Source organism: Proteiniphilum saccharofermentans, assembly GCF_900095135.1.
Taxonomy (GTDB): domain Bacteria; phylum Bacteroidota; class Bacteroidia; order Bacteroidales; family Dysgonomonadaceae; genus Proteiniphilum; species Proteiniphilum saccharofermentans.
Window position 1 is genome coordinate 3,756,174 of record NZ_LT605205.1, and the last position, 26,853, is coordinate 3,783,026.

Genomic DNA, 26,853 nt, shown 5'->3' on the forward strand with positions numbered 1-26,853 from the left:
TGTTGAAACCGGACCGGGCGGTATGTGAGAGTGCCGTCCGGTTATTTTTTTTAATGTTCGGGGTATCTTTCCATAGGCTATCTGTTTTTAAATAAAGTGAATCTGTTCTTTTCTGAATCGTTATTTTTTTGTCGTTTCCCTATCGCGGCACAAAGCATCCGCACACCAAAGGAGGGGTGCCTGGCCATGCAGGTCGCCGGTATTTCGTTTGCGGTCAAGGTAATATTGATGGTCGTTTTTGGCATTTGTGCCCTCACAAACATTTTTGATATTATCGTCCTCATTCAGATAGGTTAAGAGCGCAAGCCATCCCTTACGGGCAGCCGCACCGTATGTTTTTTCATCGAGCCAGCCATTCTTTACCCCGACAATCATCGCATAGGTAAACATGGCGGTACATGACGTTTCCTTCCATGATGAAAAATCGTCTATGAGCTGGCGCCACATCCCGTCATTCGCTTGATATTTGAGTAAGGTCTGCATCATTAATCTATAGGCTTTTTCGATTTTTTCCCTGTCGGGATTATCTTTCGGCAGCACCCTCAATAAATCCGCCATCCCTACGGCCATCCATCCGTTTCCTCGGCCCCAGAAGAATGGCACATCGGGAGTATGATAAAACAGTCCGTTAGGTCGTTGTATCCGGTCGAGATACATTGCCATTTCCCGTGCCGTTCTGTCAATATATTTCCTGTCTCCGGTGACCAGGTATGCCTGTGACTGAACAGTTGTGATCATATACATATCGTCAATCCATATACGTGTCTGCCAGGAATAACCCTGATCGTGCCAGTTTTTTTGCGATTCCTTGGGATCCGGCGGCAGTTCCCACTGCGTATCCGCGTACATCAATCCCAGTTCAAGGTATTTATCTTCTTTCTTTGTTTTATATATTTCCAGCGGAACCGATCCGAATACATTATTATCCACATGGTTTGGAGCGGGGTACAGGTTATTCGATTCTGAAGAAAAAAAGATATTGTCATATCTTTCAAGCAGCCTGTTATATAACTGATCGTCGCTGATAGTCTGTGTAAACCGGAAAGCGCCCAACCAGGTACACACATAGGGATAGTTCACACGGGGGTTTTGGGTATCGATGGTACGAATATATCGTTCGGAGAGTCTTACACCGATTGCCTTAGGATCGGCTCCCTGGGGAAAATTTGTTAAATCGTAACTCTCCGGCGTTATTTTTCCTGTATTCCCGCTCTCAGCCGGATGATCTGACGAGCAGCCATATAAATGGGAAACAGTATAAAAAGAAAAGAGGGTCACAGCAATTAAAATTCTTTTTTTCATATGATTTAAATTAATATTTTTTTACTAACGTTAAATAAAGATGTCGTAGATAATTGAGCGAAGCGAAATCGCCGACTTCCTTTAAATGATTATTTATTCATGGAATGAATGTTCCTTATGCTATACAATTAAAGAAATTTTTCATATAAAAAAGCATACATCTCTCATGGCCGGATCATGCAGATGATCTTTAATCCGGCAGAATATCGGTAAAAATCCGGTTCAGATTTCTTTCAGAGAAAAGTCAGTATTCTGAAAATCAATGAGATTTAAGAGGGGCTTTTCATTTTCATTATTTAATTTTTTATAGTGTTATTATATATAGGACCGTATGGCATCCGGATTAATAAATTTTATAGGTATTATTACCGGATGTATATTTCAGGTTGAGATTATCTAAAATATCATTTAAACTTTCTTTTAAATCAAGTTTTCCCGAGCACCGTAACTGTCCGGTTTCAGGGCTGCACGCTATTTTCTTTCCATAGTACTTCGAAAGGCGTTTCAGGACGACCTCGAGCTTTTCATTATCAACGATATATAACCCGTTGATCCATGATGTATAATATTCGGCATTGACCTGTTTTTTCATGGACTGCCCCTCGTGAAGCTCAAACATTTCATTCGGTTGCAGGAAAACATCCTGCCGTTTGCCCGATTGGGATATTTTTACCGACCCGGAGACCAACACAACGTTATTGATTTCATTCTCATACGTGGAGACATTGAACTTCGTACCCAAAACCCGGATATCAAAGTTATCCGTTTTTACAATGAAAGGGCGATCCGTATCGTGGGCAATATCCAGAAAGACTTCTCCGCTTACATAGATCTCTCGCCTCGTATCCGTGAATTCAACAGGATAAGTAAGGTGGGTTCCCGCATTTACCCATATTTTGGTACCATCGGACAATGTAAGTCTTGATCTTTTTCCATATGGGACAATCAACTGGTTATATTCTGCCGATTCGGCCTTGGAAATTTCTGTCGTCGCTAATTTTATCTCTTTCGAATCGTAGGCAATGACAGGTTCAACTTCTTCGGTGACAATTATTTTCTGATCAGAAATAATCAGTTTGACTGTCGTATCATCCAGATTAATTGTTTTGTTTTTTTCCACGTATGACAATATTTTATCCTGCCCGAGGGTCAATGGTCCGGGCTCTTGAACTATCATTATTACGGCAATAACGCATGCAGCAATACCAGCCGCAACCCCCATCCAATAGCGTACAACCCGCCTTTTTTTATTTGTCCGCCCGAGGTTTATATCCATGATCCGATCTAGCAGCTGATCCACCTCTTCGTCAGGCAACATCCGGCTTTCGTCATCCCTGATCGCAAGAAGTATTTGTTTTGCCTGAATGAATTCCCCTATATTGGACGGATTCCTTTTCGTGAATTCGGACCAGAAATTCTCGGATTCTTCCGTCGGTTCCTTCATTGAGCGTATAAAAAAAGTATCTGACAGAAACTCTTCGGACCTATAGTTTACGTATTTGTTCTTGTGATCTGAATAAAGCATATTACATGAACGTTATATATATAACTTCGGGTTTATTTTTTAATACTCACTTCAACGAATCTTTTTTCAAATGTTGACGAATTTTTTTTAAAGACCGGGAAAGGATATTCTGCAAAGACTGGTAGTTCAGATCCATCAGACGGCATATTTCTTCAGGGGTTAAACAATCTATATAACGGTAACGGACTGCTTCTCTTTGCCTGTCGGTCAGAAGGGACATGGCCAGGTTGATTTTATCTCCCATGGCCCTATCCTCTTCCCGTTCTATCAGGATGTCTTCTATATTCTTTTCAGGCAGATTCCCTGCATTTGTGTCTTCCCTCTCAACATCCATATATATTTTCTCTTTGGATATCGCGGTGAGCAACTGATTACGCATGGAGGTCAGGAGGTAATATTTTATATTGTCAGTATCCCCTAAATTCGAACGGTATTTATATAACTTGGTGAAAACATCTTGTATACAGTCCTTAATGATTTCCTTATTTTTGGTAAATTGAAGTCCCTGAAAATATAAATCCCGGACATATGTCCTATAAATAAGAATATATGCATCATCGTTCCCATTTCTGAAACTATTCCATAATAAAACGGGATCATTGGTGTCACTCTTTTTCATAATCACTGATCATCCGTAATGGGTGCTGTTATCAATTTTTATTCTGAAATCCGGTTGATACGAAACGGCTGTAAAAGCGAGCGCATCAGATTGTTTTTCCCGGAAGGATCTTTGGTTGAACTGATGGCAAAACTCATAGGAAAAACATTGTCAGTCCGACAAAGTTATCTATTTTTTCTTAAATTTCCCTTTTTCACCCGATTATTCTGAATACTCTCCCAGTCCCCCCTTGCTTAACACCCATATAAGCAAACCATTGATTCACCCTTTACCGTGACACCTTCAAAGAGGGACAGTTTTTTTATTCCGTTCCGTCGAAAATTCGTACTTTTGTAGTTATGCAGAAAACCGAAAAAAATAGTGACTCCGGCTTGCTCAGCCACCTGAACGAAGCACAACGGGCTGCCGTAGCATTTTGTGACGGACCTTCACTTGTGATTGCCGGTGCAGGATCGGGAAAAACACGGGTACTCACTTATAAGATCGCCTACCTCCTGGAGCAGGGACTTCCCCCTTATTACATCCTGGCGCTCACCTTTACCAACAAGGCGGCACGCGAGATGAAATCGCGTATTGCCGATCTGGTGGGAGAAAAAAGGGCCCGGCGGCTCTGGATGGGGACCTTCCACTCCATCTTTGCTCGTATACTACGGAGTGAAGCGGAAGCGATCGGTTTTCAGTCGAATTTCACCATCTTCGACTCATCTGACTCCAACAATTTAGTAAGGCTGATCATCAAAGAGATGGAGCTGGATGACAAACAGTACAGGCCGGGGGTGGTGCATGGACAGATATCGAGGGCAAAGAACAGCCTGATCACACCAGCCATGTACGCAGCTAACACCGAAATTATACAGTACGACCGGATGGCGAAAAGGCCACAGCTCTTCGAGATTTATCAACGCTACCAGAGCAGACTCCGCTCGGGCAACAGCATGGATTTCGACGATCTGCTGATGTATACCAATATATTGTTTCGCGACCACAAGGAAGTACTGGAAAAATACAGGAACCAATTCCAGTATATATTAGTAGATGAATACCAGGATACCAATTTTGCCCAACACCTTATTGTGAAGCAATTGGCTGATGCACATCACCGTGTATGCGTGGTGGGTGACGATGCACAAAGCATCTACTCATTCAGGGGTGCCAATATCGACAATATCCTGAAATTCAAATCGAATTTTCCTGGTACACAAATATTCAAATTGGAACAAAACTACCGTTCCACCCGGAATATCGTGAATGCGGCCAACAGCCTGATCAAAAAAAACAGTGAGCAGATATTCAAAAATGTGTTCTCCGAGAATGAAGAGGGTGAGAAGATCGAGATAAGGAGCGCTTTTTCCGATTTTGAGGAAGCACTGATCGTCTCCAACAAAATCGCCCGGATGCGGCTCGAAAAATATGCCGGCTACAACGACTTCGCTATCCTTTATCGTACCAACGCCCAATCGCGTGCCTTTGAAGAGGCGCTTAGAAAGAATAATATTCCCTACAGGATATACGGGGGACTGTCGTTCTATCAACGCAAGGAGATCAAGGATATCATCAGTTATTTCCGGCTGATCGTCAATCCGAACGACGAAGAAGCTTTCCGCCGTATCATCAATTACCCGACCAGAGGTATCGGTGCTGTAACTGTCGCCAAGATCACTTCTACCGCACAACGCCACAACGTCAGTCTCTGGCAGGTGGTTACCGCTCCACTGGAATATAATCTGGATGTAAACACGGGTACGGCAAAGAAATTGGAAGGTTTTTATTCCCTGATACAGGGTTTTATCGATAAAAACGAAACGATGAACGCCTTCGAACTGGCACAGGAGATAATTAAAAACAGCGGAATCGCCAAAGAAGCTTATGACGACATGACCCCCGAAGGGATGAGCCGTGCACAGAATATGCAGGAGTTGCTTAATGCGATGAACGAATTCGTGGAAACGCAACAGGAGCAGGGTGAAGAAAATATCCGCCTGGCAGACTTCCTCTCAGAAGTGTCATTACTCACCGATCAGGACACTGACAATGAAGCCGATAACGAGAGGGTAACACTGATGACGGTCCACTCTGCCAAAGGGCTGGAATTTGACCACGTATTCGTGGTGGGACTGGAAGAAGATCTCTTTCCTTCTGCTATGGCGAAATCGGAAATACGGGGCCTGGAAGAGGAACGTCGCCTTTTTTATGTGGCGATCACCCGCGCAAAGAAAAGCTGTACTATTACCTACGCGAAAAGCCGCTTCAGGAATGGACAGACTAATCCCGCCACACCAAGCCGCTTCCTGAAAGACATTGACTCCTCCTATATTGAAGGTGGGGAAAATGACTTTATTACCAGGACGGCCCCGGCAGATGATTTCTGGGGATCTATGCGGGAGCAGCGATTACAGAATACCATGAGCAATCACACCATTACTCCAAAGCGAGTGGTACCCGTTCAACGAGTCGCTTCCTCCACTCCCTTATCGAAAGAGGCACAAGAATTGGAAGTCGGACATATAATAGAACATGAGCGATTTGGACGCGGTGTGGTGACTTCCATCGAGATGAGCGGCAACGATCGACGTGCATTTGTAGAGTTCGAGTCCGCCGGTAAGAAACAACTGTTACTCAAATTTGCCAAATTCTCGATTGTTGAGTAAATTCATCACAAATGCCAGATTTATATAACACACCTCGTGTAGCAAAGAAAGTACAGAATCTTTTTTCAGACTCCAAGTAATGCCTTCTCCCCGCTACTTCCTCCGAACAGTATATCAGTCGGTTTTTCCAGCAATTGTTTAACCCTGACCAGAAAACCGACCGACTCCTTGCCATCAATCACACGATGGTCGTACGATAATGCCACATACATCATAGGACGGATTACTACCTGACCGTCTATGGCTACCGGACGCTCCTGGATATTGTGCATACCCAGTATGGCAGACTGAGGGGGATTGATAAGAGGTGTGGACATCATGGAGCCGAATATACCACCATTAGTCACGGTGAACGTGCCGCCACTCATTTCGGGGATGGAGATCTTGCCGCTCCGCGCCTTTGCTGCAAGTTCCTCAAGCGCACGCTCTATTTCTGCCAATCCCAGGCTTTCTACATTGCGGATGACAGGTACCATCAATCCTTTGGGTGTACTCACTGCAACCGAAATATCGGCATAACCGTAAGTAATCATATTCTCACCGTCGAGCATGGCATTTACATTGGGAAACTCGCGTAGAGCTACTGAGCAGGCTTTCAGGAAAAAAGACATGATACCCAGCTTGATACCATGTTTCTCCACAAACTGGGTCTGGTATTTCTTCCGCAAATCCATAATAGGCTTCATGTCTACCTCATTAAAAGTGGTCAGCATGGCTGTCTCGTTCTTCACCGATACCAAACGCTCGCTCAACTTCCGCCGGAGTGAGCTCATCCGTTCACTTTTGGATTCCCGGGTGACCGGACGCTTCAGTCCATTCGTACCAATTCTGTCCGATGCTGCACCCAGTACAGCCTCCACATCCTCACGCTTTAATCTCCTCAAACCGTTGATCACATCCTCTACCGACAACCCGTTCTCTATCATCACTTTTTTTGCCAGAGGGGTGATCTTTATTTTGTCATAATCAGTTTGGGATTCAGATGGCTCAATGGCAGTTTTCGCCGTAGAGATACCTGTTGCGGTAGATTCTTCTACCGACGGAACAGAAGTTTTTTTTCCGTCCTGCGATGCCGTTTGTGTTATATCTGCTTTCTCAGAGGATTGCCCCGAAGCGGAAGGCTGTTCCAAGGATGTCTTATCATCTGCTGCCGGCGCTACAGACTCTTCCGGTTGTACCGAGGTATCTATGGTACAGGCCACAGCACCCACCTCTATCGATTCTCCCTCCGTAGCTTTGAGTGATATTTTCCCGCTCTCTTCGGCCATCAGCATCAGCGTAGCTTTTTCCGATTCCAATTCCGCTATTTCAGTATCTTTTTGCACGAAGGCACCCTCTTCTACCAACCAGCGGGAAAGCTCCACGTGCGTAATGGATTCTCCGGGACTTGGTATTTTTATTTCTATAATTGCCATATCATTAATGTGATGATGTGTTGATTATATAATTATAATCTGCTAATCATTAAATCAGCAAATTTGCAAATTAGCTAAATGCTTCATCCAGAATAATTGCCTGCTGCATTTTATGTTGTGCCGACAAACCTTCTGCCGTAACACCACTGGCGGGACGGCTGAGAATCTCCAAGGTACAATCATCCATTTGCTGTTTTACAAAAAGGGCTGCACCCATATTGAATGGTTCCTCCTGTACCCACACAAGCTCCATATTTGCAGGATAGCGCTGTAATATCTCCCTGATCTGCTTTTCCGGGAAGGGATAGAGCTGCTCCACACGCAGAATGGAGATATCGTTTATTTTTCTCTCTTGCCGCACTGCATTGAGTTCGTAATAGATCTTACCACTACAAAGCAGCACTCTTCTCACTTTCGACAGATCTTTTATGGACTTGTCTTCTATCACTTCCATAAATCCACCTTCGGTGAAATCGGCAAGGGAAGAAGTACACTCAGGGTGACGCAGGAGGCTCTTGGGTGTAAAGACGATCAGAGGAAGACGGATATCGCGGTGCAACTGCCTGCGAAGCACATGGAAAAAGTTGGCGGGAGTAGTACAGTTTACCACTTGTAAGTTATAGTTAGCGCAAAGGCTTAGAAAGCGCTCTATCCGTCCACTCGAATGTTCCGCTCCCTGCCCTTCGTAGCCGTGCGGAAGAAACATCACCAGCCCGGACCTTATACCCCATTTCTCCTGTGCGGCTGAGATATACTGATCCACGATCACCTGCCCTACATTGTAGAAGTCACCAAACTGTGCTTCCCAGATGGTAAGCCCTTCGGGATGAGCCAGTGAATAACCATACTCAAAACCCAGTATACCATACTCATTGAGGGGCGAATTATAGACCCGTACAGGCGCCTGTCCCTCACCCAGGGTTTTCAGGGGAAAGTATTTCTCTTCACCGTCTTCGGTGATTACCTCAGCGTGGCGATGCGAAAACGTACCCCGCTCGGAGTCCTGGCCGCTCAGCCTTACCGAATGGTTTTCTTTCGCTAATGAAGCATATGCCATCAGTTCACCCATCGCCCAATCGTAACTATCCTGTTCGATCATGGCTGCCCTCTGTGCGAACAGGCGCCGGGTCTTGTTGAAGAATTTTTTATCCTCCGGCAGCTTTGTAATATCTTTTGCCAATTCTATGAACAACTCTTTTGAAATGGCCGTATCCACACTCTTTTCAAAATCCGCAGCCTCCGGATAACGTATGTTTTTATATCTTTTCGGGAAAAAGGGCTGAAGGTTTAGTTTATTGGATTTGAGCGATTCTTCGTAAGCCTCCTCTAATCGCCGGTGAAATCCGGATACTTTTGCTTCAAACTCCTGTCGGGTAATGACATCTTCAGCAATCAGTTTTTCCGCATAGATATCACGCGGATTTTTATGTTTGGCAATGATATCGTAGAGTTTTGGCTGTGTAAAACGTGGCTCATCCCCTTCGTTATGACCGTATTTTCGGTAAGAGAGCAGATCGATAAAAACATCGATATTGAACTTCTGACGAAATTCCAACGCCAGCTTGGCTACATATACCATCGCCTCTATATCGTCTCCGTTCACATGGAATACGGGTGAATGGGTCACCTTTGCCACATCGGTACAATAGGTACTGGATCGTGCCTCCAAATAATTAGTGGTAAATCCCACCTGATTGTTAATCACAATATGGATAGTACCTCCTGTTTTGTAACCTTCGAGTTTTGAAAACTGAATGGTCTCGTAAACAACACCCTGTCCCGCGATAGCCGCATCGCCATGAATAAGGATCGGCAAGACCTGATCATAATCATAATTGTGCACGTTTTCCAGCATCGCCCTGGCAATACCCTGTACTACGGGTCCTACCGCTTCAAGATGAGAAGGATTAGGAGTAAGGCTAAGCGTGATAGTACGTCCTTCATACTCGATCGTACTGTTATATCCAAGATGGTATTTTACATCACCGTATTTAATTTCCTCATCGTAATTTTGGGCATTGAATTCGCGGAAGACCTGTGCATAAGGCTTTTTCATCAGATTGGTAAGGACATTCAACCGTCCGCGATGCGCCATACCTATCACGATCTCATTCACATCGTAAGCGCCACCACGCGACATTACGGCATCCAGCGCCGGTATGATGGACTCTGATCCTTCCAAAGAAAACCGCTTTTGTCCTACAAACTTTTTGTGAAGGTAATCCTCGAAGCCTGATGCCTCGATAAGCCGGTCAAGGATCCGCAGCCTCGCTTCCCGGGACAGTACATCCCGGTTTTCGGAGTCCTCCATTTTGTCCTGCAACCATCGAACAATCTCCGGCTTGGTCATATAACGGTATTCCACTCCGATCGATTTACAATAGGTCTTTTCGAGACGGGCGATAATCTCCCTCAGTGTGGCCTTTCCCATACCCCCCACCTCATGCCCGGCCTCAAAGTGCCTGTCGAGATCACTTTCGGTAAGATCAAAATTCTCGATGTCAAGAGTCGGGAAATAACTCCGGCGCGTACGTACCGGATTGGTCTTGGTAAAAAGATGGCCTCTTCGCCTGTAACCGGTAATCAATTTCATTACCGCCAACTCTTTCCGGGAGTTTTCTACCGAGACACTACTCTCTCCCGGCTTTACCGGAAAACGGGTAATGGCTAAGTCAAACCCCTGAAAGAAATAACGAAAACTCTCATCCACACTTTCGGGATCTGCCTTATATTTTCTATATAAATCCTCTATGGCTTCCAGATCCACTGCATTCATCTCATCTTTGGCATTCATCGGTCAATTTTCTGAATATTCATCTCAATGAAAAATGAAAAGTGAAAAATTTCTATCCTCTATCTATCGCACGAAGTGTATACTTTATCGAGCGAAGTACATTATCTTTTCCACTCTTCCACCTTTCCATCTTTTCACCTTCCCACTTATTGATATGAATGGTAAAGATAGTAAAATTGTTCATTATTTCCCGAAAAAATAGTACTTTTGGGGTTGAACTTCATCGACTGTCAGTCGTTGTCCGGACGTATAAATTCGTGTGGAGTTATCCTCCACCCGTTTGCTTAGCGCAAAGCCCGGCACAAACTATCCGAGAAGAGACAAATACAATTTATCATAAAAAAAATTGATCTAATGACAAAAAGTGCTTTACAAATTGCAAGGGCAAGTTATGTGCCCAAAATGCCCGAAGGTTTGAAGGGTAATGTGGACATCAGGGAAGGTGCTGCCACACAATCAGTACTTGATCAGGAAGAGATTCAAAAACTCTTCCCCAATACGTATGGGATGCCGGTTGTTCAATTTATACAAGCAGCCGGTGAACCCGGAGTATCGGAACCGGTAAATGTGGGAGTGATCCTTTCAGGCGGACAGGCTCCCGGAGGGCACAATGTGATTGCCGGAATATTCGACGGCATTAAAAGGCTACACAGCGACAGCAAGCTATATGGTTTCATTCTGGGGCCTGACGGGCTGGTCAAGCACACATATAAGGAACTTACCGCCGACATCATTGATGAATATCGTAATACGGGAGGATTTGACATCATCGGCTCCGGACGCACAAAACTGGAGACAAAAGAGCAATTCGACAAAGGGCTCGAGATACTAAAAAAACTGGATATCAAAGCGCTGGTCATCATCGGGGGGGACGACTCCAATACCAACGCCTGCGTTTTGGCCGAATATTACGCATCAATCAACGCAGGTGTACAGGTGATCGGTTGTCCCAAGACCATCGATGGTGACTTGAAGAACGAGCAGATCGAGACCTCATTCGGTTTTGATACGGCTTGTAAAGTATATTCGGAGTTGATTGGCAATATCCAGCGCGACTGTAATTCAGCGCGCAAATACTGGCATTTCATCAAGGTAATGGGTCGTTCGGCATCGCACATCGCACTGGAATGTGCATTGCAAACACAACCCAATATATGCCTGATCTCGGAAGAGGTGGCCGCCAAAGAACAGTCGCTCGACGACATCATTGACTACATAGCCGGCGTGATCACCCAACGGGCGGAAAAAGGACTGAATTTCGGCACAGTGATCATACCCGAAGGATTGATCGAATTTATCCCGGCAATGAAGAAGTTGATCCATGAACTGAACGACTTTCTTGCACACAATCAGGAAGAGTTCAACCTGGTACGTCGTTCCGGACAACGCGATTACATTATCAGCAAGCTCTCAAAAGAAAATGCCGATATTTACGCCAGCCTTCCCGAAACGGTAGCACGCCAGCTCACGCTGGACCGTGACCCGCACGGCAACGTACAGGTATCGCTGATCGAAACCGAGAAGCTGCTTGCTGAAATGGTGAAAAAACGCCTTGACGCATGGACGAAAGAGGGTCGCTATAAAGGTAAATTCTCCAGCATCACCCATTTCTTCGGCTATGAGGGACGTTGTGCCGCTCCGTCGAACTATGATACCGATTATTGCTATTCACTCGGTTATACAGCCTCCATGCTGATTGCGGCAGGCAAGACCGGGTATATGTCATCGGTACGCAACACCACTGCTCCTGCCGCAGAATGGATCGCAGGCGGAGTGCCCATCACCATGATGATGAACATGGAACGTCGTCACGGAGAGATGAAACCGGTAATCCAGAAAGCATTGGTGGAACTGAATGGTGCCCCGTTCAAATATTTCGAAAGCCAACGTGACCAGTGGGCGGTTGAAACCGACTATGTATATCCCGGCCCTATCCAGTATTTCGGCCCGACCGAAGTATGTGACCAGCCAAGCAAAACATTGCAATTAGAACAGAAGGGCAACATCGAGTAATAACTCACTTTATACGAATAGTAAAAGAGGTGGCCTCCGTTGTGGAAGCCACCTCTTCTTTTTGTTTTGCCAAGGATGTAATCAGAAGAATCTGAAACGATTGTCTTCTACTCCCAGTTTATCTTTCAAAACCTCTACCGATTGCATCTGCAAGCGATAAGCATTGTTATTCAGTATATGGTTTTTCTGTTCGTCGGCATCATATTCGTCCGTTCCTTCGGTACGATTGACTACTGTAGCCACATACACACCCATATTCCCCTTCATCGGACCTACGACCTTATTAAGTGGGGCAAATGCAGAAACAGCATTCAAAGCCGGTTCAAATCCCAATCCGGTAATATTCTGGGTATTGAAATTCACAAAACGGACGGTATCGGTATTGGCGTTCATCGCTGTTGCATAGGCATCGATAGAGGAGAGGTTCTGTGACTTCAGATCGCTAATGATCTTTTCAGCCTTCTTCTCGTTCACCAGTTGGGAACGGATACCGGAAGAGACTTCCGACAAAGGCGTCGTGCCTGACGGTATCACCCTTTCTACCCTTGCGATGATACGTGAGTTAGTAAGGTCGAACTTCTTCACGGCCCCTACCTTCTTCTCATTGGCAGCCCAACTGATTACCTGACGCGAACCGGGAATCTGGGCTAATGTGAAATCATTTGCAGAAACAGTGATGCCGGGCATCACCATATATCCTTTTTCGGAAGCCAGTTCATTAAATTTCTGTTCCACATCGGGGGTGGATACGAACTGATTCAGTTCGTTATCGATATTGTTCGAGGTCTTTTCACTCGGCAACACCGGCATATCCACAATGGCCAGTTTATATTTATTGACCGGACGTGTACGCTCTTCCACCTGAAGGATAAGTTGCTGTCCGGGGATAGACAATTTAACAGGTTGACCTACAGGCGCATTAAAAGCGGTTTTTACCAGTTCAGTGCTGAATCCTGCAAGATCGATTTCCCTTGCCCATCCCATATCGCCACCGTTGGAGTTGGGATTGAGGCTGTTGGCAACCTCCGCAAAAGGAGTGCCTCCCGATATAGCCCCGTAAATACTGTCCACAAAATGGGTGATGACAGAATCCTGCCCCACCATCGAAGCATCGGGAATAGCCATCATCCTCAGATGTACAGAGTCGGGAGCGACAGTCTTATCGATCAACTTGTAAATATGAAATGAGTCACCTTCACGTTTTGGGCCATACATCTCATTGATTGCCGCAGAGCGCACGAACTCCACTTGTGTGGGAGTCAGCATATGTTCGCTTACAAATACGTCACGATAGGGTGTCTGGGAGTAATCAGCTACGATAGCCGCCGGATTGGCAGTATTGTCCAGCTCTTCAAAGGCTTTATGCGATTCGGCCTCCACTTCGGCGTAATCCTCTTCACTGGGTGTAATTCCTTTGGTAAAGTAGGAGAGCTTCACCAGAGGGGCTTCCATCCTGAAAGATGACTTATGTCTGTTATAAAACGCTTTTACTTCTTCATCGGTTACATTTACCACAGAATCAGGAACGGTGAAGTAGCTCTTCATCGCATACTCTATATCGGCATTCCGTTGTGAGTGTTCGAACGCTGTTTTCGCCTCCACATCATTCACAATAACCGCATTAGAAAGAAGAGATATATATTTTTCTTCCAGACGTTGTGTCCTGATCATCTCCTCGATGAACAACCACAAACTCTTGTATTGGTTCACCAATGCCTGTTCCTGAGGATTAGGACTTGGGATGTTTACCGTATTGATAAACTCTATCAGAGCTCTCCTGTCAAACATACCGGTTTGCGGGTCGAGGAAAAACGGAAGTTGTTGCAACACCGGTGAAATCGATTGTCCATGCACCAGATCATTCAGCTCTTCTTTGGTCACCGTCAGGCCCAATTTTCCTGTCTGATGACCGAGCAAACGATCGCGTACCATCTGCTGGTACACCACTTCGCGTATCTGTGATGATACGTTCTCATCGAGGGACGACTGTCCGCTTACCATCTTCTGGAATTCTTCGAACTGTGTAATCTTATCGGCATATTGCTGAGTTGAAATTACCTCGCGGTTAACTACAAACGCCTTGTCTTGCGCCCTTCCAAATAATGTGGTCCCGGAAGTGAGTAAATCTCCCAACACAAAGGCAAGCAACGCCAAGCCGATTATAATGACGAGGAGCGTACCTTTATCTCTAATCTTTTGTAAAGTAGCCATTTAACTATCTTTTTATTATACTAAGAACGTGATAAATTGTTATAATTCAAATAAGGGCACGAAGTTAGCAAAAATAACGCAGACAGCATTATTTTTTTTAGGAAAAGTGCAGATTTAGCTGCATGTCCGGTCAGGACAACATCTACTCTGCCGTTTTGCTATCGGTACTAAGCTGTACAACTTCTATTTTCCGTGCGGTCACTTTTAGTATTTTAAAGGTATATTTCCCTATAATAACAGTTTCATAAGTCTTTGGGAAACGTTGTGTGTGAAACAACAGGTAGCCGGCAATGGTAGAATATTCATCCGACCTGGGAATATCGAGGTGGTATATTTCGTTCAGATGGTCTATTTCCACACGTCCCGACATTACAAATTCGTTTTCGCCCTCTCGTTTTACAAATTTCGACTCCACGTCATATTCATCCTCTATGTCGCCGAATATCTCTTCCACCAGATCCTCCATAGTGACAATCCCTGAAGTACTTCCAAACTCGTCCACTACCACGGCAATACTTTTGCGATGCTGCATCAGGTCGCTCATCAACCGGTTAGCCTGCATGCTTTCAGGCACGAAAGAGATAGAAGCAAGATTATTTGTCCAGTCCTGCGGATTATTGAAAATCTCCCACATATGGATATAACCGACTATATTATCGAGATTTTCTTTAAAGACCAAAATCCTGGAGATGCCGGATTCGATGAACAACTCTTTTAACCTGTCGAGGTCGGTATCGAGGCTCACCGCCACAATATCGGCACGGGGCACCATACAATCCCTCACTTTTTTGGAGGAAAAATCGAGGGCATTACGAAAAATCTTAACCTCAGAATCGACCTCCACCTCTTTCGACATATCACTGCTATTATTCTCTATAACGGCATCGAAATTAACCCGGTAAAAGAGGTCGTCTTGTCCCGAGGCGGACAATTTAACACCTGAGAGCCTAAGTATAAATTTCGAGAACCTTTCAAGTAATCCGGCAACAGGATAAAGCAATATGTGAAATAAAAAAGCAGGTAAGAGAAACAGTTTCACCCAGAGATCGGGCTTTTTTCCAAACAGGATACGCGGCAGGAACTCATTCGTCAGCAAGAGGAAAAAGGTGGCAATCAAGATGACCAGGAATATTCTGAGAAAAGCGTTGCCCGGTGCACCACTAGGATAGTGGCATATAACCAGGCCGGTAAAATAAACAAAAAGAAGAAGCAGGATAATCCTTCCCACCATCATTGCTGCCTGAAACCGGTGAAAACGGCTGTAAATAGCATTCAGCATGTAGCTGTAAGCACGTGTTGAACCACTGTTGACTACATATTGCAACTTACCGGAAGAAATATAAGCCAACTCCATCCCCGAAAAAAGAAGGGAGAGAAACAGGAATCCAACCCACCACCCTATTTCTACATGGGTATACACTTTAGTTATGAGTTATGAGTTATAAATTACCAATTGTCAACTATCAATTGTCAACTATCAATTGTCAATTGTCAACTATCAATTGTCAATTGTCATTCACAGGCATCAGGTTTTCCGCTTCATTTACTTCTCCGGAGTCCGGTTGTAAAGAGTCGGCAGGCGCAGCTTCTGAAAAAGGAAGCTTTCCATCATGCGGCCGGAAAATACGGTAATCGGTCATCGTCTGGTTCGACTCAAAACCATACCCTTTGAGCTCTGTATGACCGCTCTTGATCTCAATATAAGCCTCTGAAAACACTTTTCCATTCTTCCCGTCCCAGAAGAGTTCTTCACTGTCGAACTGTTCTCCTTTCCTGTTTTCCACATGGACATTCTTTTTCAACCTCCACAGGTCTTTCACATTATAATACCACGCAGTATCGGCTTCAACGGTAGCCTCAATCTCAAAATCGGGTGTGAATTGTTCGAAATATATCCCTTCCGGAAAATACCAATAGGGTTCCTTCGCCTGTTCAAAAACCATCCACAGATCCGCAACTATTCTATAACGGGTAATACCGGAATCTGAAATAAGTTGTGAAACGGAAGTGGTGATCATAGTCGGCACCGTGTCCGGGTCATAGGCAAATGCTATCAGATTATCGTTCTTATCCTTACATGAAAAAAGCGACATAACAACCACTGAAACAGTGATTGTTATGCGCCATAAATATTTTATGTAACGATGTCTTCGCAACATTTGTTCAATTAATCAGACTGTACGGATTATCTCAAACGAACAGTGGTCGTTTCTCCGATCCAACCGGGAATAGTTACCGTCTCACCGGCTTTAATCCCCATCATAAAAGCTGTTTCGGTATCCATAAAGGCGGCAGAGTAACGGTTGATAAGGTTATTAGCCTTACTTGCCACACTGGGGTCAACCGATCTTGCTTTTTGCAGTTTGTCCACTGCAGCCAGGTATACCAATCCCGCTTTTTCCGGTTCAGGGAAGATATTGGCTGCCGAGCTGGCATAGAGCTGGGCAATCAGGATATATGCTTCTCCGTTGTTCGGGTTATACTCCAACGCATCATAAGCGGCTTGTCTTGCCCTTGCAAAATTACGCTGGTTAGAGAAAATACCTGCAAGTTGCATCATATAATCGGATGCTTTATTCTTGTCGGTTTCCATCTTGGCAGCATCGCCATAATACTTCATAGCTGTTTCATAATCCTTATCGCGCAGGCTCTTGTTGGCCAATCCGAGTGCGGCGCTCGCCGATGGCTCAAGACGGTAGAGATACTCAGAAGCGGTAAAATAGAGATCGGTATCCGAACAACCTACCGAAGCAAGTGCGTCCAACACTTCATTCAGGAATGCTTTATCACCCTTATTGGGCTCTACCTGGTCGGTATAGTACTCGGTGAGCGTCTTGCAATCACCGGCTCCACTATTGACAAATCCTTTTACAATACCTTCTTTCACCTGTACCAGATAATCAGCGCTGGCTTCGTCGTTCGCAGTGCGGGCATTGGCAATAGCCTGATCTACATAGCCTACCAGTCTAAAATAATCAGAGATATACCTGTCTTTTTTAGAGTTATCAGTCAGATATTCGTTCAAAGAGGCAACCATAAAATAGGAATATGCATCAAGCGGGCTCAACTGATCTTTCATATCTTCAACAGCTTCATTCAGCATATTGTAAATAACCGCCTGGTCAGCTTTTTCCCCCATCAACTCCATATAATCATAAGCTTTATAAGCAAGGATTGTCCCTTTGGCATCATCCTGACCGTAGTATTTGAGACGTGTATCATATATCTCCATCACTTTGTCAATATACTCCTTCTTTTTGGCTGCATCGGCTTCGGCATCGTGCAACGCTTTAAAAATACGTGGCCCATAGATATAAATATTCTTGCTTGAGGCAGGACAATTCTCATAGGTATAAACCCATGGTTGCAATGCACCTTTATAATCTTCTGCCTTGGCAGATGTCTGCATAAGACTTAAATTCAGACGACAGTTTACACTATCCTCTCCATGGCCGTAAGGCGCCTTCACTGGATCGTATCCCGGTTTTTGCGCTAAGGCGGTAGCCACTACCACAATAGCTACCAGACCCGATAATAATAACTTTCTCATACTCCTTGATATTTATAAAATTGTTTTTCTACTTACTTGCTCTACTAAATGTCTGTTTTGTGGATTGGACAGAGTGTTAAAGAAAAAGTTTAAACATCTGCCCCGAATTGGTTTCTTTTTTGACTTTATTTCTTTCTATACAAAACACTAGTTAAACTGTCGTTTAAAGAACCAGAACTCATTTATATTCATATTGACAGATATTTTGAACATATCCTGGCTGATCATATAGTCAGTGTTGGGTTGCTGCCTTGTATAGCCAAACCCGATATTAAGCATCGAGACATGTCCCGACATATAATCCCTGAACGGCAATCCTAATCCCACATTAATTCCGTATTCGTTGAAGGTGCCGATATACTTTCCGACACCGTTCACCGGATCATTTGGATCATTCACGCTGAAATTGCTGTAAGAGTTCGAATAGGAAAGTCCACCCCTGAAACGTATACGTTGAAAAAAGTTCTGGCTCATGGGATCGATGACATACTCCATCCCTGCATTAACACGGAACAGGTTATTAAACCGGTTTTCAGATGAAAGGTTATCCAGCAAGTCGGGATATTCCAGATTCTTCCACATCTGGTAAGTCCCATCGAGTCCAACCAGAAACCGGTTGGTACTATAAGTGATACCTGCACCAAACGTATGAGGCAGCTGGAAGGAAGCATTTCTCAACGTATCGGTCTTCAATATCTGTGAGGGTGCCAATCCGGGAGTGTTATACGGGTCGCTGGCATATAACATTTCGGTAGGATTCACATCCGCCCTGGCATTCAATTGTGGTGAATAAACCGCACCAAAGGTTACCGAACGGACCTTATCAATAGGATAAGTAAACTGTAACCCTAAATCGTACTTCAATTCACGGAAAGAATAACCATATTTAGTCTCCCCTATCAACCCTGATGCGGGAGCAACCACACTGCTGCGTGAAAAATTGCCGAACAGGTAAGAAAGATTGGCTCCCAGGGAAATATTTTTAACAGGCTCCCAGGCAATCCCGCCATATATCTGGTTCAAACCACCGGTACCCCTGTATGTCTCCCGATACTGGATATTTGACAGGGAACGAACCGCTTCGAAATTATATCCCATCTTGGAATAGGGAAGCAAGCCGATACTGGCACCCACTTTTTTGAACAAAGGAAACTGTATGGCCACATAATCAAGATTGCCGTTATAGAAATCCCCCGGGTCGCTCACCCCATCTTTCATCCGGGCAAGATGTCCGGAAATACCGAAATCGAAGATAAAGGTGAGTGTATCCAGTTTCGAATAGGATGCAGGATTGGTCCAATTCACCTCTTGGCTCCTTCGCACTCCATAGCTGATTCCTCCCATAGCTTCCGACGCACCCGATACCGGATTCATTAAAAGTCCGTATCCATACCTGCTATAGGGCGAATTAGACCCTACCTGTTGTGCGAGAATAACTGTGGTAATCGAGAGAAAAGCGATCAATAAAGAGAAACGTTTTTTCCTAATATTCATCTGTTTGGGATATATAACCAGCTCATAGCCGCCTTGTTTCATATTTTTTTTAGCGTGTACAAAGATGACATATTTTTGCGATGTCACCAAAAATCGGGACAAACATCGTGTTAAAAAGATTAAAGTTTAATGTTTATAAACGATTTAAATATATTCAACGGCGACAAGCTATATTTTTCATTCCTATTTTTTTATACTATTCCTATAGCCGTTATAGGAGACCACCTCCTCCAATGGTTTCCGTTTTTTAGGCCTTAACGGTTGCACACTGTACCCTATGGCAATATCGAGCCATACCCTCTTTGAGTCGGGAATGGACAAAATATCCCGCATCTTGGATTCGTTGAACCAGCCAAGGATACAAGAGCCCAAACCTTCGGCGTGAGCCGCCAACGCAATATGTGCGGCAATTACCCCGAGATCCATCTGGGCATAATCCTTCTGCTTCACCCATCCACCCATACCGGAAGTAAGGTTCACTTTCTCTTCTACCAGCACGATATGTACCGGTGCTTGTTTGGTGAAATGGTTCATCCCTAACACACGGGCAGAGGTGGCGTCGGCAACCCTGTTTTTCAGTTGCGGATCATCCACCACAATCATGTGCCAGGGCTGTGCGTTACACGCCGAAGGAGCCAATCGTGCCGCTTCTACGATACGTTCAATTTTCTCTTTCTCCACCGGGCGTGCCGGGTCAAAGGCGCGATCACTCTGGCGGGTGGAAACAAATTCTAAAAAATCCATATCTTCGGTTTTCTATAAAGCATTCAATGTAGCTATCCGGCTGATATACTTGCCAATAATATCAAATTCGATATTTACTACCGTCCCTTTTTGGATCTGATGGAAATTGGTATATTCATAGGTGTAAGGAATAATAGCTACCTTAAAACTATTGTCGGTAGGTTCCACTACTGTCAGGCTGACACCATTCACGGTAACAGAACCTTTGTCAACTGTCAGATATCCTTTTTTTGCCATCTCACGGTCGAACGCATATTCAAATGCAAAGTACCAGCTACCGTCAGCTTCCGTAACATCAGTACATACAGCGGTCTGATCCACATGCCCCTGCACGATATGCCCGTCGAGACGACCATTCATCAACATACTGCGCTCAAGGTTCACCTTACTGCCGACCTCTAACAGGCCGAGGTTCGACCGGTCGAGGGTCTCCCGGATAGCTGTTACAGTATAGGTGTCACCGTCGATGGATACCACAGTAAGGCACACACCGTTGTGCGACACACTTTGATCGACTTTGAGTTCATCGGTAAAGGAACACCTCAGGGTTATATGCAGGTTCCCTTTATCCTTTTTAAGTGCTACTACCGTTGCCGCTTCTTCTACAATTCCTGAAAACATATATTTTGATTTGTTGATTTACTGATTTGATGATTTCAAAATTTCACGATTTAATAATTGGTAATTAGTAATTAGTAATTTGTAATTTGTAATTTACTACAATCAATTACCAAATAGAAGCCCGTTCCTCTTCCGGCAGAAACATCGGATCAGAAGGCTGAATATTAAATGCTTCATACCATGCACCGATATGGGGCAATGCACCATCTACACGCCATCTGCCTAGCGAATGCGGATCGACTTTCGTGAGGCGAAGGATTTCAGCATCACGTACATTGCCGGCCCAAAGAGCGGCATAGCTCAGGAAGAAACGCTGCGCCGGAGTAAAACCATCGAGAAATTCTCCTGCTTTTGCCTGCTGCGTTTTCAGGAATGCATGATAAGAGACCTGCAACCCGCCATGATCGGCAATATTCTCTCCGAGGGTAAAGCTGCCGTTGGCATGCACGGTATCAAGCACCACAATATTGTCGAAATAATCGACCAGCACTTTGGCTCTCTCCTCAAACCGTTTCGCATCTTCGGTAGTCCACCATTCAGCCAAATTTCCCTCCTTATCGAATTTGCGCCCCTGATCGTCGAAACCGTGCGTCATCTCATGGCCGATCACTACGCCGATACCGCCATAATTGATCGCATCGTCGCCATCCATATAGAAGAACGGGGGCTGAAGTATTCCGGCGGGGAAACAAATTTCGTTGGATGATGGATTGTAATAGGCATTGACCGTCTGGGGCGACATATACCATTTCGCTTTATCGACCGGCTTGCCCAGTTCATCAATCATCTCGGCGTAGGCAAATTCAGAAGCACGTACTATGTTCTGCCAGTAAGAATCATCCTTTATCTGGAGCGAAGAGTAGTCTTTCCACTTATCGGGATATCCTATCTTCACGATAAACGTACTCAGTTTTTCCTGCGCTTTCGCTTTCGTGGCATTGCTCATCCATTCCAGATTAGTGATCCGTTCACCCAAAGCTGTCTTCAGGTTATTCACCAGCCCGAGCATCCGCTCCTTGGCTTCCGGCGGAAAATATTTTTGCACATAGAGCTGCCCGACTGCCTCGCCCATCGCTCCGTTCACGGCATCGATACTTCTCCGCCAGCGAGGACGAAGTTCCTTACTGCCGCTCAATGCCTTGCCATAAAATTCGAAGTTGGCGTTGACAAAATCATCACTGAGATAGCCGGCGGCAGAATTGATTACTTTCCAGCTCAGATAGTCGCGCAGCACTTCTACCGGCTCTTTGTCGATAATGGCGATAGCGGTTTTCACCGGTTCAATCTGCGCAACATTCAGGCTGTCGATACCGGCAGCGCTCATCTCTTCCAAATAGTATGCCCATTCGAACGGGGCAACCGCCCTGTTCAGGTCAGCCACTGCCAGCTTATGATAGTTCAGTTCCGGTTGACGCCGCATCTCTTTGGTGAAATGCGCTCCAGCCAGTTTGGTCTCTATATTCAACACATTCACGGCTGCTTTTTCTGCATCGGCTTCATCATAACCTGCGTTCCGGAACTGTGTCTTTATCAGCTTTTCATACTCTCCCCGAATCATTCTGGTATGCTCATCCTGCAACAGGTAATAATCCCTGTCGCCCATGCCTATGCCTGATTGGTAAAGGTGCGCAATATTCATGGAACTGTTCATGTCATCGGGGCCTACATAAAATCCGAAGAACGGGTTAGAAGCATAACGACTTACCTTAGCCGTCAGCCGTATGATATCTTTCTTGTCGGACACCGTCGCAATTTCTTCCAATTGTGCACGGATAGGTTCAGCACCATCGGCATTCAACTTCACACTGTCGAGACCCATTTTATAGAGGTCGCCCACCTTTTGCGCATTGGAGCCTACAGGGTTTTCCTGCTTTCCGAGTTCCTCTATCAGGGACTGTATCTGCACCTGGTTATTTTCGCGCAATTGGTCGAAAGAACCGTATCGGGCGTATTCATCGGGGATAGGGTTGGCCTTTTGCCATCCTCCGGTAGCATATTGGTAGAAACTTATCCCGGGTGAGGCCGTGGTGTCGAGATTAGAGAGGTCGAGCCGTTCCTGCGGCTGTCCTGTTTTCTGCTGTGTGCAGCTTGTGGTGATCATAACAGCTAAAACGATAATAGGATATACAATCCGTTTCATATATTTGATTATTTAGATACAAGAGCCAAGAATCAAGACACAAGACATTTGGAATTATATCTTAAATCTTAAGCACATACAAAAGTACAAAAATATTTTGTTCGGTGCATATCAAACATGTCGAACTGATCTGCTTGATGTCGTTTTAAACTTCCTATAAATAAAACTATTTCCATAAGAAATAGAAAGGATACCATGAACTATTGTTAAAAATCACATCATTCTGGAACAGAGAAAAAAAACAGGGCATGGATCGCTCCCGGCCCTGTCCGCTATCCTTTCAATAGTGTTTAATTTTCGTAGAGTTTACAGATGCATTGAAAGGGTTTTATTGTTCAATACAATGAAGAATTTCCTGAGGAAATTCACTTACCATCCCGGGTTTTGCTGTTCTTTCAGTTTCGGATTGGTGGATGTTTCCGAATCCGGTATTGGGAATAAAAATCGTCTATCGGAATAATCATATGCCCCGATCTTAAACATATCAGGATCCAGAATACCGCTTGCCGCATTCCAGGATGTGGGTGTTACGTTTGCAGGGGCCACTTTTGCCGGAACTCCCGATACTCCGGGATTACCTTCTACAAAATAGACAGGATCCTTTGCAAGCCTATGAATATCCGCCCAGCGACGTCCTTCCCCGAGAAATTCAATTCTTCTCTCTTTCAAAATGGCCTCGATCAAACTTTGCGCATTGGGAAAAGACGCCAAAGTGAATCGATCGGCTTCATCTACCACAGCCCTGTTCCTTATCTGGTTCAATAAATTGACAGCTAACTGGGTCACTCCATTTTGTCTGGCTTCTGCCTCGGCATAATTCAGGATTACTTCGGCATAACGAATAATGGGTGTCCAGTCTGCCATTTTTTCATACGTTTTATACTTATCAACCCAATATAGATGATTTTTAGAATATGCCTCACTATAGGCTACAAGCTGGGTGCGTCTTTTATCATTCGCCAACCAGAAATCTGCATTATACATAACAGGACTGATACAAACCAGTGATCTTACATGACTGTAAAACTGGGAAAGCGAGCCGTTATTCGTTGCATTGTCCAATTCATTATTTTCAATTGAGAATATGGATTCAGAGTTTCCGGCATTATTTAAAAACGGGCCATTTGGTTCTGCTGTGAGTTTGTATCCTCCTATTGGACTTTCAAAAGAGGTATTTACTATTTTCTGCGACTCAGCGATAAGCTGGGGCATATTACCCATATGCTGGTAAATTCTTACTTTCAGCGCAATAGCAGCCCCTTTGGTAGCTCTTGAAATTCTCAATCCTCCTGCCCTTGTTGCGGGCAAATTGGCTTCGGCAAAATTCAAATCTTCAATAATCTGGTCATACACCTGTTTCACCGTAGCTCTACCTGCACTCTTCGCTTCTTCCACTTTGTCGATAGAGTTGATAGGGGCGGTACTTAACGGGACACCCAAATGAGAGGCGTCTGGCGTATCTGCATAGGGACGGGCAAAATGAATCAAAAGTTCATGATATCCCAATGCCCTTAAGAAGCGGGCTTCACCTTCATAATCTTTGGCTTTCGCGTCATCAATTACTCCGTCTGAGACAGCAAGCTTGAAACCCTCGATACAGATATTGATTTTGTTGATCATCTGGCAAGTACACTCCCACATGGCTTGTCCGTTCGGCGCTGACGTATTGTAAGTACTGCCATACGTTACGGCAAAGAAAGCCTGCACATTCAACATATCCTCACCCCTCATATCACCTTGCTCAATAGAAGCAGCGCCGAAAGGATAACCGCGCCTTTGATTATTTCCGGGGTAATAACCGCTTTGAGCGGCATCATAACAACCCACCATCGAGAGTTCACACATTGAAGGAGTACTGAATGCAACACTATATCCTACAGAGTTGCGGGGCATTAACTCGAGGGTCTCTTCGTTACAGGAAATCAGGAAAAACAATGCGAAAATAATTCCTAATCCTGCATATTTAATATCTATTTTTTTCATATCCTATTGCTTTATTAATTTAAAAAACATCACTAAAAATAATCAACTGGCATGCTTTTAGATAGGAATTCTGGGAGAGTTGCAAAGGTATCCTTTTATGTCATGGGTAGGAAACAGGCGGCACCTATGGGTCAGTGCTGCCGGCACACTAAAAAGACAGGGCGGGGAATCACTCCCGCCCCTGTCCGTTATCCTTTCAATAGTGCTTAGTTTTAGGTAGAGTTTATAATAAACTCATTGAAAGGATTTAATTTACCCCGCTACGGGTATCCCACCACATTTTCTTACCCCAGAAAGCATCAACCACCTCATCATCAAATGGTTTTGAATTTGCACCATTGAGCGTAAGTTCATTTTGAGGATAAGGATAACGAAACGGAGGGCTGTTGTGTCCCGGATAGACGGATGCAGGAGCCACATAATGCGTTTCGGGAATTCCCGTACGCCTGTAAAGAGACCATGCCTCCATGCCTTGTTTGAACAAAGCAATCCACTCCTGCAAATAGACCTGTTCTAAAGTACCGTCAAACCTCCCGTTTCCTGCGAGATATGTTGCAATATCGGAAGCGGCAACCCCGTTCTCGGCCAATGATGCCCCTACAGCCTCATTATAAGCAGCTTCCGCAGTGATCCCCCCGGTATTGAAACCTTTTAAAGCTGCTTCTGCCACATGGAACATTACTTCAGCGTACCTCATATAGGGAGTAAAACCTGCCGGATCAAGCCTGAAACGTGCCCCGATTCTCGAGACAGTCGTTAAATTAGGCTGGGCGGCAGCTCCAATGGTGAATCCCCGGTATGCGCCATCAGACTCTGCCGGAATAGCGTATACGGGAAGCCTTGGGTCGTCCAGTTCAATCAACACGTTGACCAACACATCACTTACCGCATGGTCGTCGCGGCCTTTGTAATCGGTATACCAGGGTTCCTCATAAGGATCGCTCCCCGGCCACCAGAAGAAAGCATTGTCACTGTTACCCTCCATCACAGGATATCTGCCAGGATCTCCTAATATCTCTGACACAGTGGAACTTGCCAGGTTTTGATCTACGGAAGAAATCCTCATCGCCAATCTTAACCGGAGAGAGTTTGCGAACTTTTGCCACTTTTCCGTATCGCCTTCGAAAAGAATATCTCCCTCACCCAATGATCCGCGGCTATTATCGGCAAAAATATCTGCCGCTTCCTTCAATTCACTTAACAGGGCAGGATAAATATCCTCTTGTTTGTCATATTTAGGCAACAGCGTACCCTCTTTCATCTTCAAGGCATCGGTATATGGTATATCTCTCCATGTGTCGGTTGCCGTCTGGAAGATAAAAACCCTTAATATTTTGGCAACTGCGAGCAGATTCTGATTATCATCCGTTTCTGCTTTTGCCATGATTTCATTTACATTGTTCAGCGTCAGATATACATCGTACCATTTAGCTTCAACGATTCCCGGCCTGAAGAGATATCTTGCTTCATCGATATACTGGATCTTGGCTAAATGCCCCCCATAGGTCGACGGCTCGTTCATATCCGCCCAGACATCATTCAGGTTATCGGGCCAGTTGGTAAGCACGAAAGCCAACACATTGGTTGCCGGTGCATCTTTTGCTCTATCCGGGTCTGTATTGATTTCTTCAAAGCTGTCGGTACATCCGGCCAGAAAAAGTATTGTGAGAAATAACAGGCCAAATTTTGTTATATATTTTTTCATACGATTATTTTATTTGTTTACATTAATGTGTATGGAACTCGCTATAATCATGTTCCCGGGCGAGAACGGTTCTCATGCTCATTTCATAT

17 protein-coding genes are annotated in these 26,853 nt (G+C 44.8%); 2 read left to right on the plus strand and 15 right to left on the minus strand.

From position 1 onward, the window contains the following. Positions 1-120 precede the first annotated feature (120 nt). From PSM36_RS14670 to PSM36_RS14680, 3 genes are all read right to left on the minus strand, one after another. Entirely contained in the window at positions 121-1,302 is a 1,182-nt protein-coding gene (locus tag PSM36_RS14670) for a glycoside hydrolase family 88/105 protein (protein ID WP_019540995.1), read from the minus strand. Between the two features lie 343 nt (positions 1,303-1,645). Then, positions 1,646-2,746 carry a FecR family protein gene (locus PSM36_RS14675; RefSeq protein WP_161947582.1) on the minus strand — a complete coding sequence of 367 codons (1,101 nt, stop codon included), beginning with the start codon at positions 2,744-2,746 and terminating at the stop codon, positions 1,646-1,648. A 127-nt stretch (positions 2,747-2,873) separates the two neighbouring features. Next, on the minus strand, positions 2,874-3,446 hold the full coding sequence (locus tag PSM36_RS14680) for an RNA polymerase sigma factor (RefSeq protein ID WP_026327589.1): 573 nt from the start codon (positions 3,444-3,446) through the stop codon (positions 2,874-2,876). Positions 3,447-3,784: 338 nt separating this feature from the next. Between PSM36_RS14680 and PSM36_RS14685 the strand changes: the two genes are divergently transcribed. Next, on the plus strand, positions 3,785-6,094 hold the full coding sequence (locus tag PSM36_RS14685) for an ATP-dependent helicase (protein ID WP_019540991.1): 2,310 nt from the start codon (positions 3,785-3,787) through the stop codon (positions 6,092-6,094). Positions 6,095-6,159: 65 nt separating this feature from the next. On the opposite strand, the gene odhB is transcribed toward PSM36_RS14685, so the two are convergent. Both odhB and PSM36_RS14695 read right to left on the minus strand, forming a co-directional pair. Beyond that, positions 6,160-7,509 (minus strand): 2-oxoglutarate dehydrogenase complex dihydrolipoyllysine-residue succinyltransferase, encoded by a 1,350-nt coding sequence (odhB, locus tag PSM36_RS14690; RefSeq protein ID WP_076931552.1) that lies wholly within the window; start codon positions 7,507-7,509, stop codon positions 6,160-6,162. Positions 7,510-7,579: 70 nt separating this feature from the next. Beyond that, entirely contained in the window at positions 7,580-10,303 is a 2,724-nt protein-coding gene (locus tag PSM36_RS14695) for a 2-oxoglutarate dehydrogenase E1 component (RefSeq protein WP_076931553.1), read from the minus strand. Positions 10,304-10,657: 354 nt separating this feature from the next. Between PSM36_RS14695 and PSM36_RS14700 the strand changes: the two genes are divergently transcribed. Then, positions 10,658-12,316 (plus strand): diphosphate--fructose-6-phosphate 1-phosphotransferase, encoded by a 1,659-nt coding sequence (locus PSM36_RS14700; protein WP_076931554.1) that lies wholly within the window; start codon positions 10,658-10,660, stop codon positions 12,314-12,316. Between the two features lie 81 nt (positions 12,317-12,397). Here the strand turns inward: PSM36_RS14700 and PSM36_RS14705 are convergent, their stop codons facing one another. The 10 genes from PSM36_RS14705 to PSM36_RS14750 all read right to left on the minus strand — a co-directional run bounded on the left by PSM36_RS14705 (position 12,398) and on the right by PSM36_RS14750 (position 26,764). Further along, positions 12,398-14,527, minus strand: coding sequence for a peptidylprolyl isomerase (locus tag PSM36_RS14705; RefSeq protein ID WP_076931555.1), 2,130 nt, complete (start codon positions 14,525-14,527; stop codon positions 12,398-12,400). 142 nt (positions 14,528-14,669) lie between these two features. Next, positions 14,670-15,947: a hemolysin family protein gene (locus PSM36_RS14710; protein WP_083711084.1), complete on the minus strand. Its 1,278-nt coding sequence runs from the start codon at positions 15,945-15,947 to the stop codon at positions 14,670-14,672. Between the two features lie 85 nt (positions 15,948-16,032). Continuing rightward, entirely contained in the window at positions 16,033-16,686 is a 654-nt protein-coding gene (gene lptC, locus PSM36_RS14715) for an LPS export ABC transporter periplasmic protein LptC (protein WP_076931556.1), read from the minus strand. Between the two features lie 26 nt (positions 16,687-16,712). After that, positions 16,713-18,077: a tetratricopeptide repeat protein gene (locus PSM36_RS14720; RefSeq protein WP_076931557.1), complete on the minus strand. Its 1,365-nt coding sequence runs from the start codon at positions 18,075-18,077 to the stop codon at positions 16,713-16,715. Between the two features lie 147 nt (positions 18,078-18,224). Beyond that, complete coding sequence (locus PSM36_RS14725; RefSeq protein ID WP_083711085.1) at positions 18,225-19,613, minus strand: hypothetical protein; 1,389 nt, start codon at positions 19,611-19,613, stop codon at positions 18,225-18,227. Positions 19,614-19,754: 141 nt separating this feature from the next. Then, on the minus strand, positions 19,755-20,315 hold the full coding sequence (locus PSM36_RS14730; protein ID WP_076931558.1) for a nitroreductase family protein: 561 nt from the start codon (positions 20,313-20,315) through the stop codon (positions 19,755-19,757). Positions 20,316-20,327: 12 nt separating this feature from the next. Then, positions 20,328-20,936 (minus strand): riboflavin synthase, encoded by a 609-nt coding sequence (locus PSM36_RS14735; protein ID WP_076931559.1) that lies wholly within the window; start codon positions 20,934-20,936, stop codon positions 20,328-20,330. 106 nt (positions 20,937-21,042) lie between these two features. Further along, the gene (locus tag PSM36_RS14740) at positions 21,043-23,076 is read right to left on the minus strand and encodes a M13 family metallopeptidase (RefSeq protein ID WP_076931560.1); all 2,034 of its coding nucleotides are present in this window, start codon (positions 23,074-23,076) and stop codon (positions 21,043-21,045) included. Positions 23,077-23,445: 369 nt separating this feature from the next. Continuing rightward, the gene (locus PSM36_RS14745; RefSeq protein WP_076931561.1) at positions 23,446-25,059 is read right to left on the minus strand and encodes a RagB/SusD family nutrient uptake outer membrane protein; all 1,614 of its coding nucleotides are present in this window, start codon (positions 25,057-25,059) and stop codon (positions 23,446-23,448) included. A gap of 247 nt (positions 25,060-25,306) precedes the next feature. Next, entirely contained in the window at positions 25,307-26,764 is a 1,458-nt protein-coding gene (locus PSM36_RS14750; protein WP_076931562.1) for a SusD/RagB family nutrient-binding outer membrane lipoprotein, read from the minus strand. Between the last annotated feature and the right edge of the window lie 89 nt (positions 26,765-26,853).

What these genes read in the sequence shown, in the direction of transcription:
- PSM36_RS14750 (WP_076931562.1), bottom strand. Translation starts at nt 26,764, where the DNA reads ATGAAAAAATATATAACAAAATTTGGCCTGTTATTTCTCACAATACTT.
- PSM36_RS14670 (WP_019540995.1), bottom strand. Translation starts at nt 1,302, where the DNA reads ATGAAAAAAAGAATTTTAATTGCTGTGACCCTCTTTTCTTTTTATACT.
- PSM36_RS14685 (WP_019540991.1), top strand. Translation starts at nt 3,785, where the DNA reads ATGCAGAAAACCGAAAAAAATAGTGACTCCGGCTTGCTCAGCCACCTG.
- PSM36_RS14705 (WP_076931555.1), bottom strand. Translation starts at nt 14,527, where the DNA reads ATGGCTACTTTACAAAAGATTAGAGATAAAGGTACGCTCCTCGTCATT.
- PSM36_RS14675 (WP_161947582.1), bottom strand. Translation starts at nt 2,746, where the DNA reads ATGAAGGAACCGACGGAAGAATCCGAGAATTTCTGGTCCGAATTCACG.
- PSM36_RS14730 (WP_076931558.1), bottom strand. Translation starts at nt 20,315, where the DNA reads ATGGATTTTTTAGAATTTGTTTCCACCCGCCAGAGTGATCGCGCCTTT.
- PSM36_RS14680 (WP_026327589.1), bottom strand. Translation starts at nt 3,446, where the DNA reads ATGAAAAAGAGTGACACCAATGATCCCGTTTTATTATGGAATAGTTTC.
- PSM36_RS14720 (WP_076931557.1), bottom strand. Translation starts at nt 18,077, where the DNA reads ATGAGAAAGTTATTATTATCGGGTCTGGTAGCTATTGTGGTAGTGGCT.
- PSM36_RS14735 (WP_076931559.1), bottom strand. Translation starts at nt 20,936, where the DNA reads ATGTTTTCAGGAATTGTAGAAGAAGCGGCAACGGTAGTAGCACTTAAA.
- PSM36_RS14740 (WP_076931560.1), bottom strand. Translation starts at nt 23,076, where the DNA reads ATGAAACGGATTGTATATCCTATTATCGTTTTAGCTGTTATGATCACC.
- lptC (WP_076931556.1), bottom strand. Translation starts at nt 16,686, where the DNA reads ATGTTGCGAAGACATCGTTACATAAAATATTTATGGCGCATAACAATC.
- odhB (WP_076931552.1), bottom strand. Translation starts at nt 7,509, where the DNA reads ATGGCAATTATAGAAATAAAAATACCAAGTCCCGGAGAATCCATTACG.
- PSM36_RS14745 (WP_076931561.1), bottom strand. Translation starts at nt 25,059, where the DNA reads ATGAAAAAAATAGATATTAAATATGCAGGATTAGGAATTATTTTCGCA.
- PSM36_RS14700 (WP_076931554.1), top strand. Translation starts at nt 10,658, where the DNA reads ATGACAAAAAGTGCTTTACAAATTGCAAGGGCAAGTTATGTGCCCAAA.
- PSM36_RS14695 (WP_076931553.1), bottom strand. Translation starts at nt 10,303, where the DNA reads ATGAATGCCAAAGATGAGATGAATGCAGTGGATCTGGAAGCCATAGAG.
- PSM36_RS14725 (WP_083711085.1), bottom strand. Translation starts at nt 19,613, where the DNA reads ATGAAACAAGGCGGCTATGAGCTGGTTATATATCCCAAACAGATGAAT.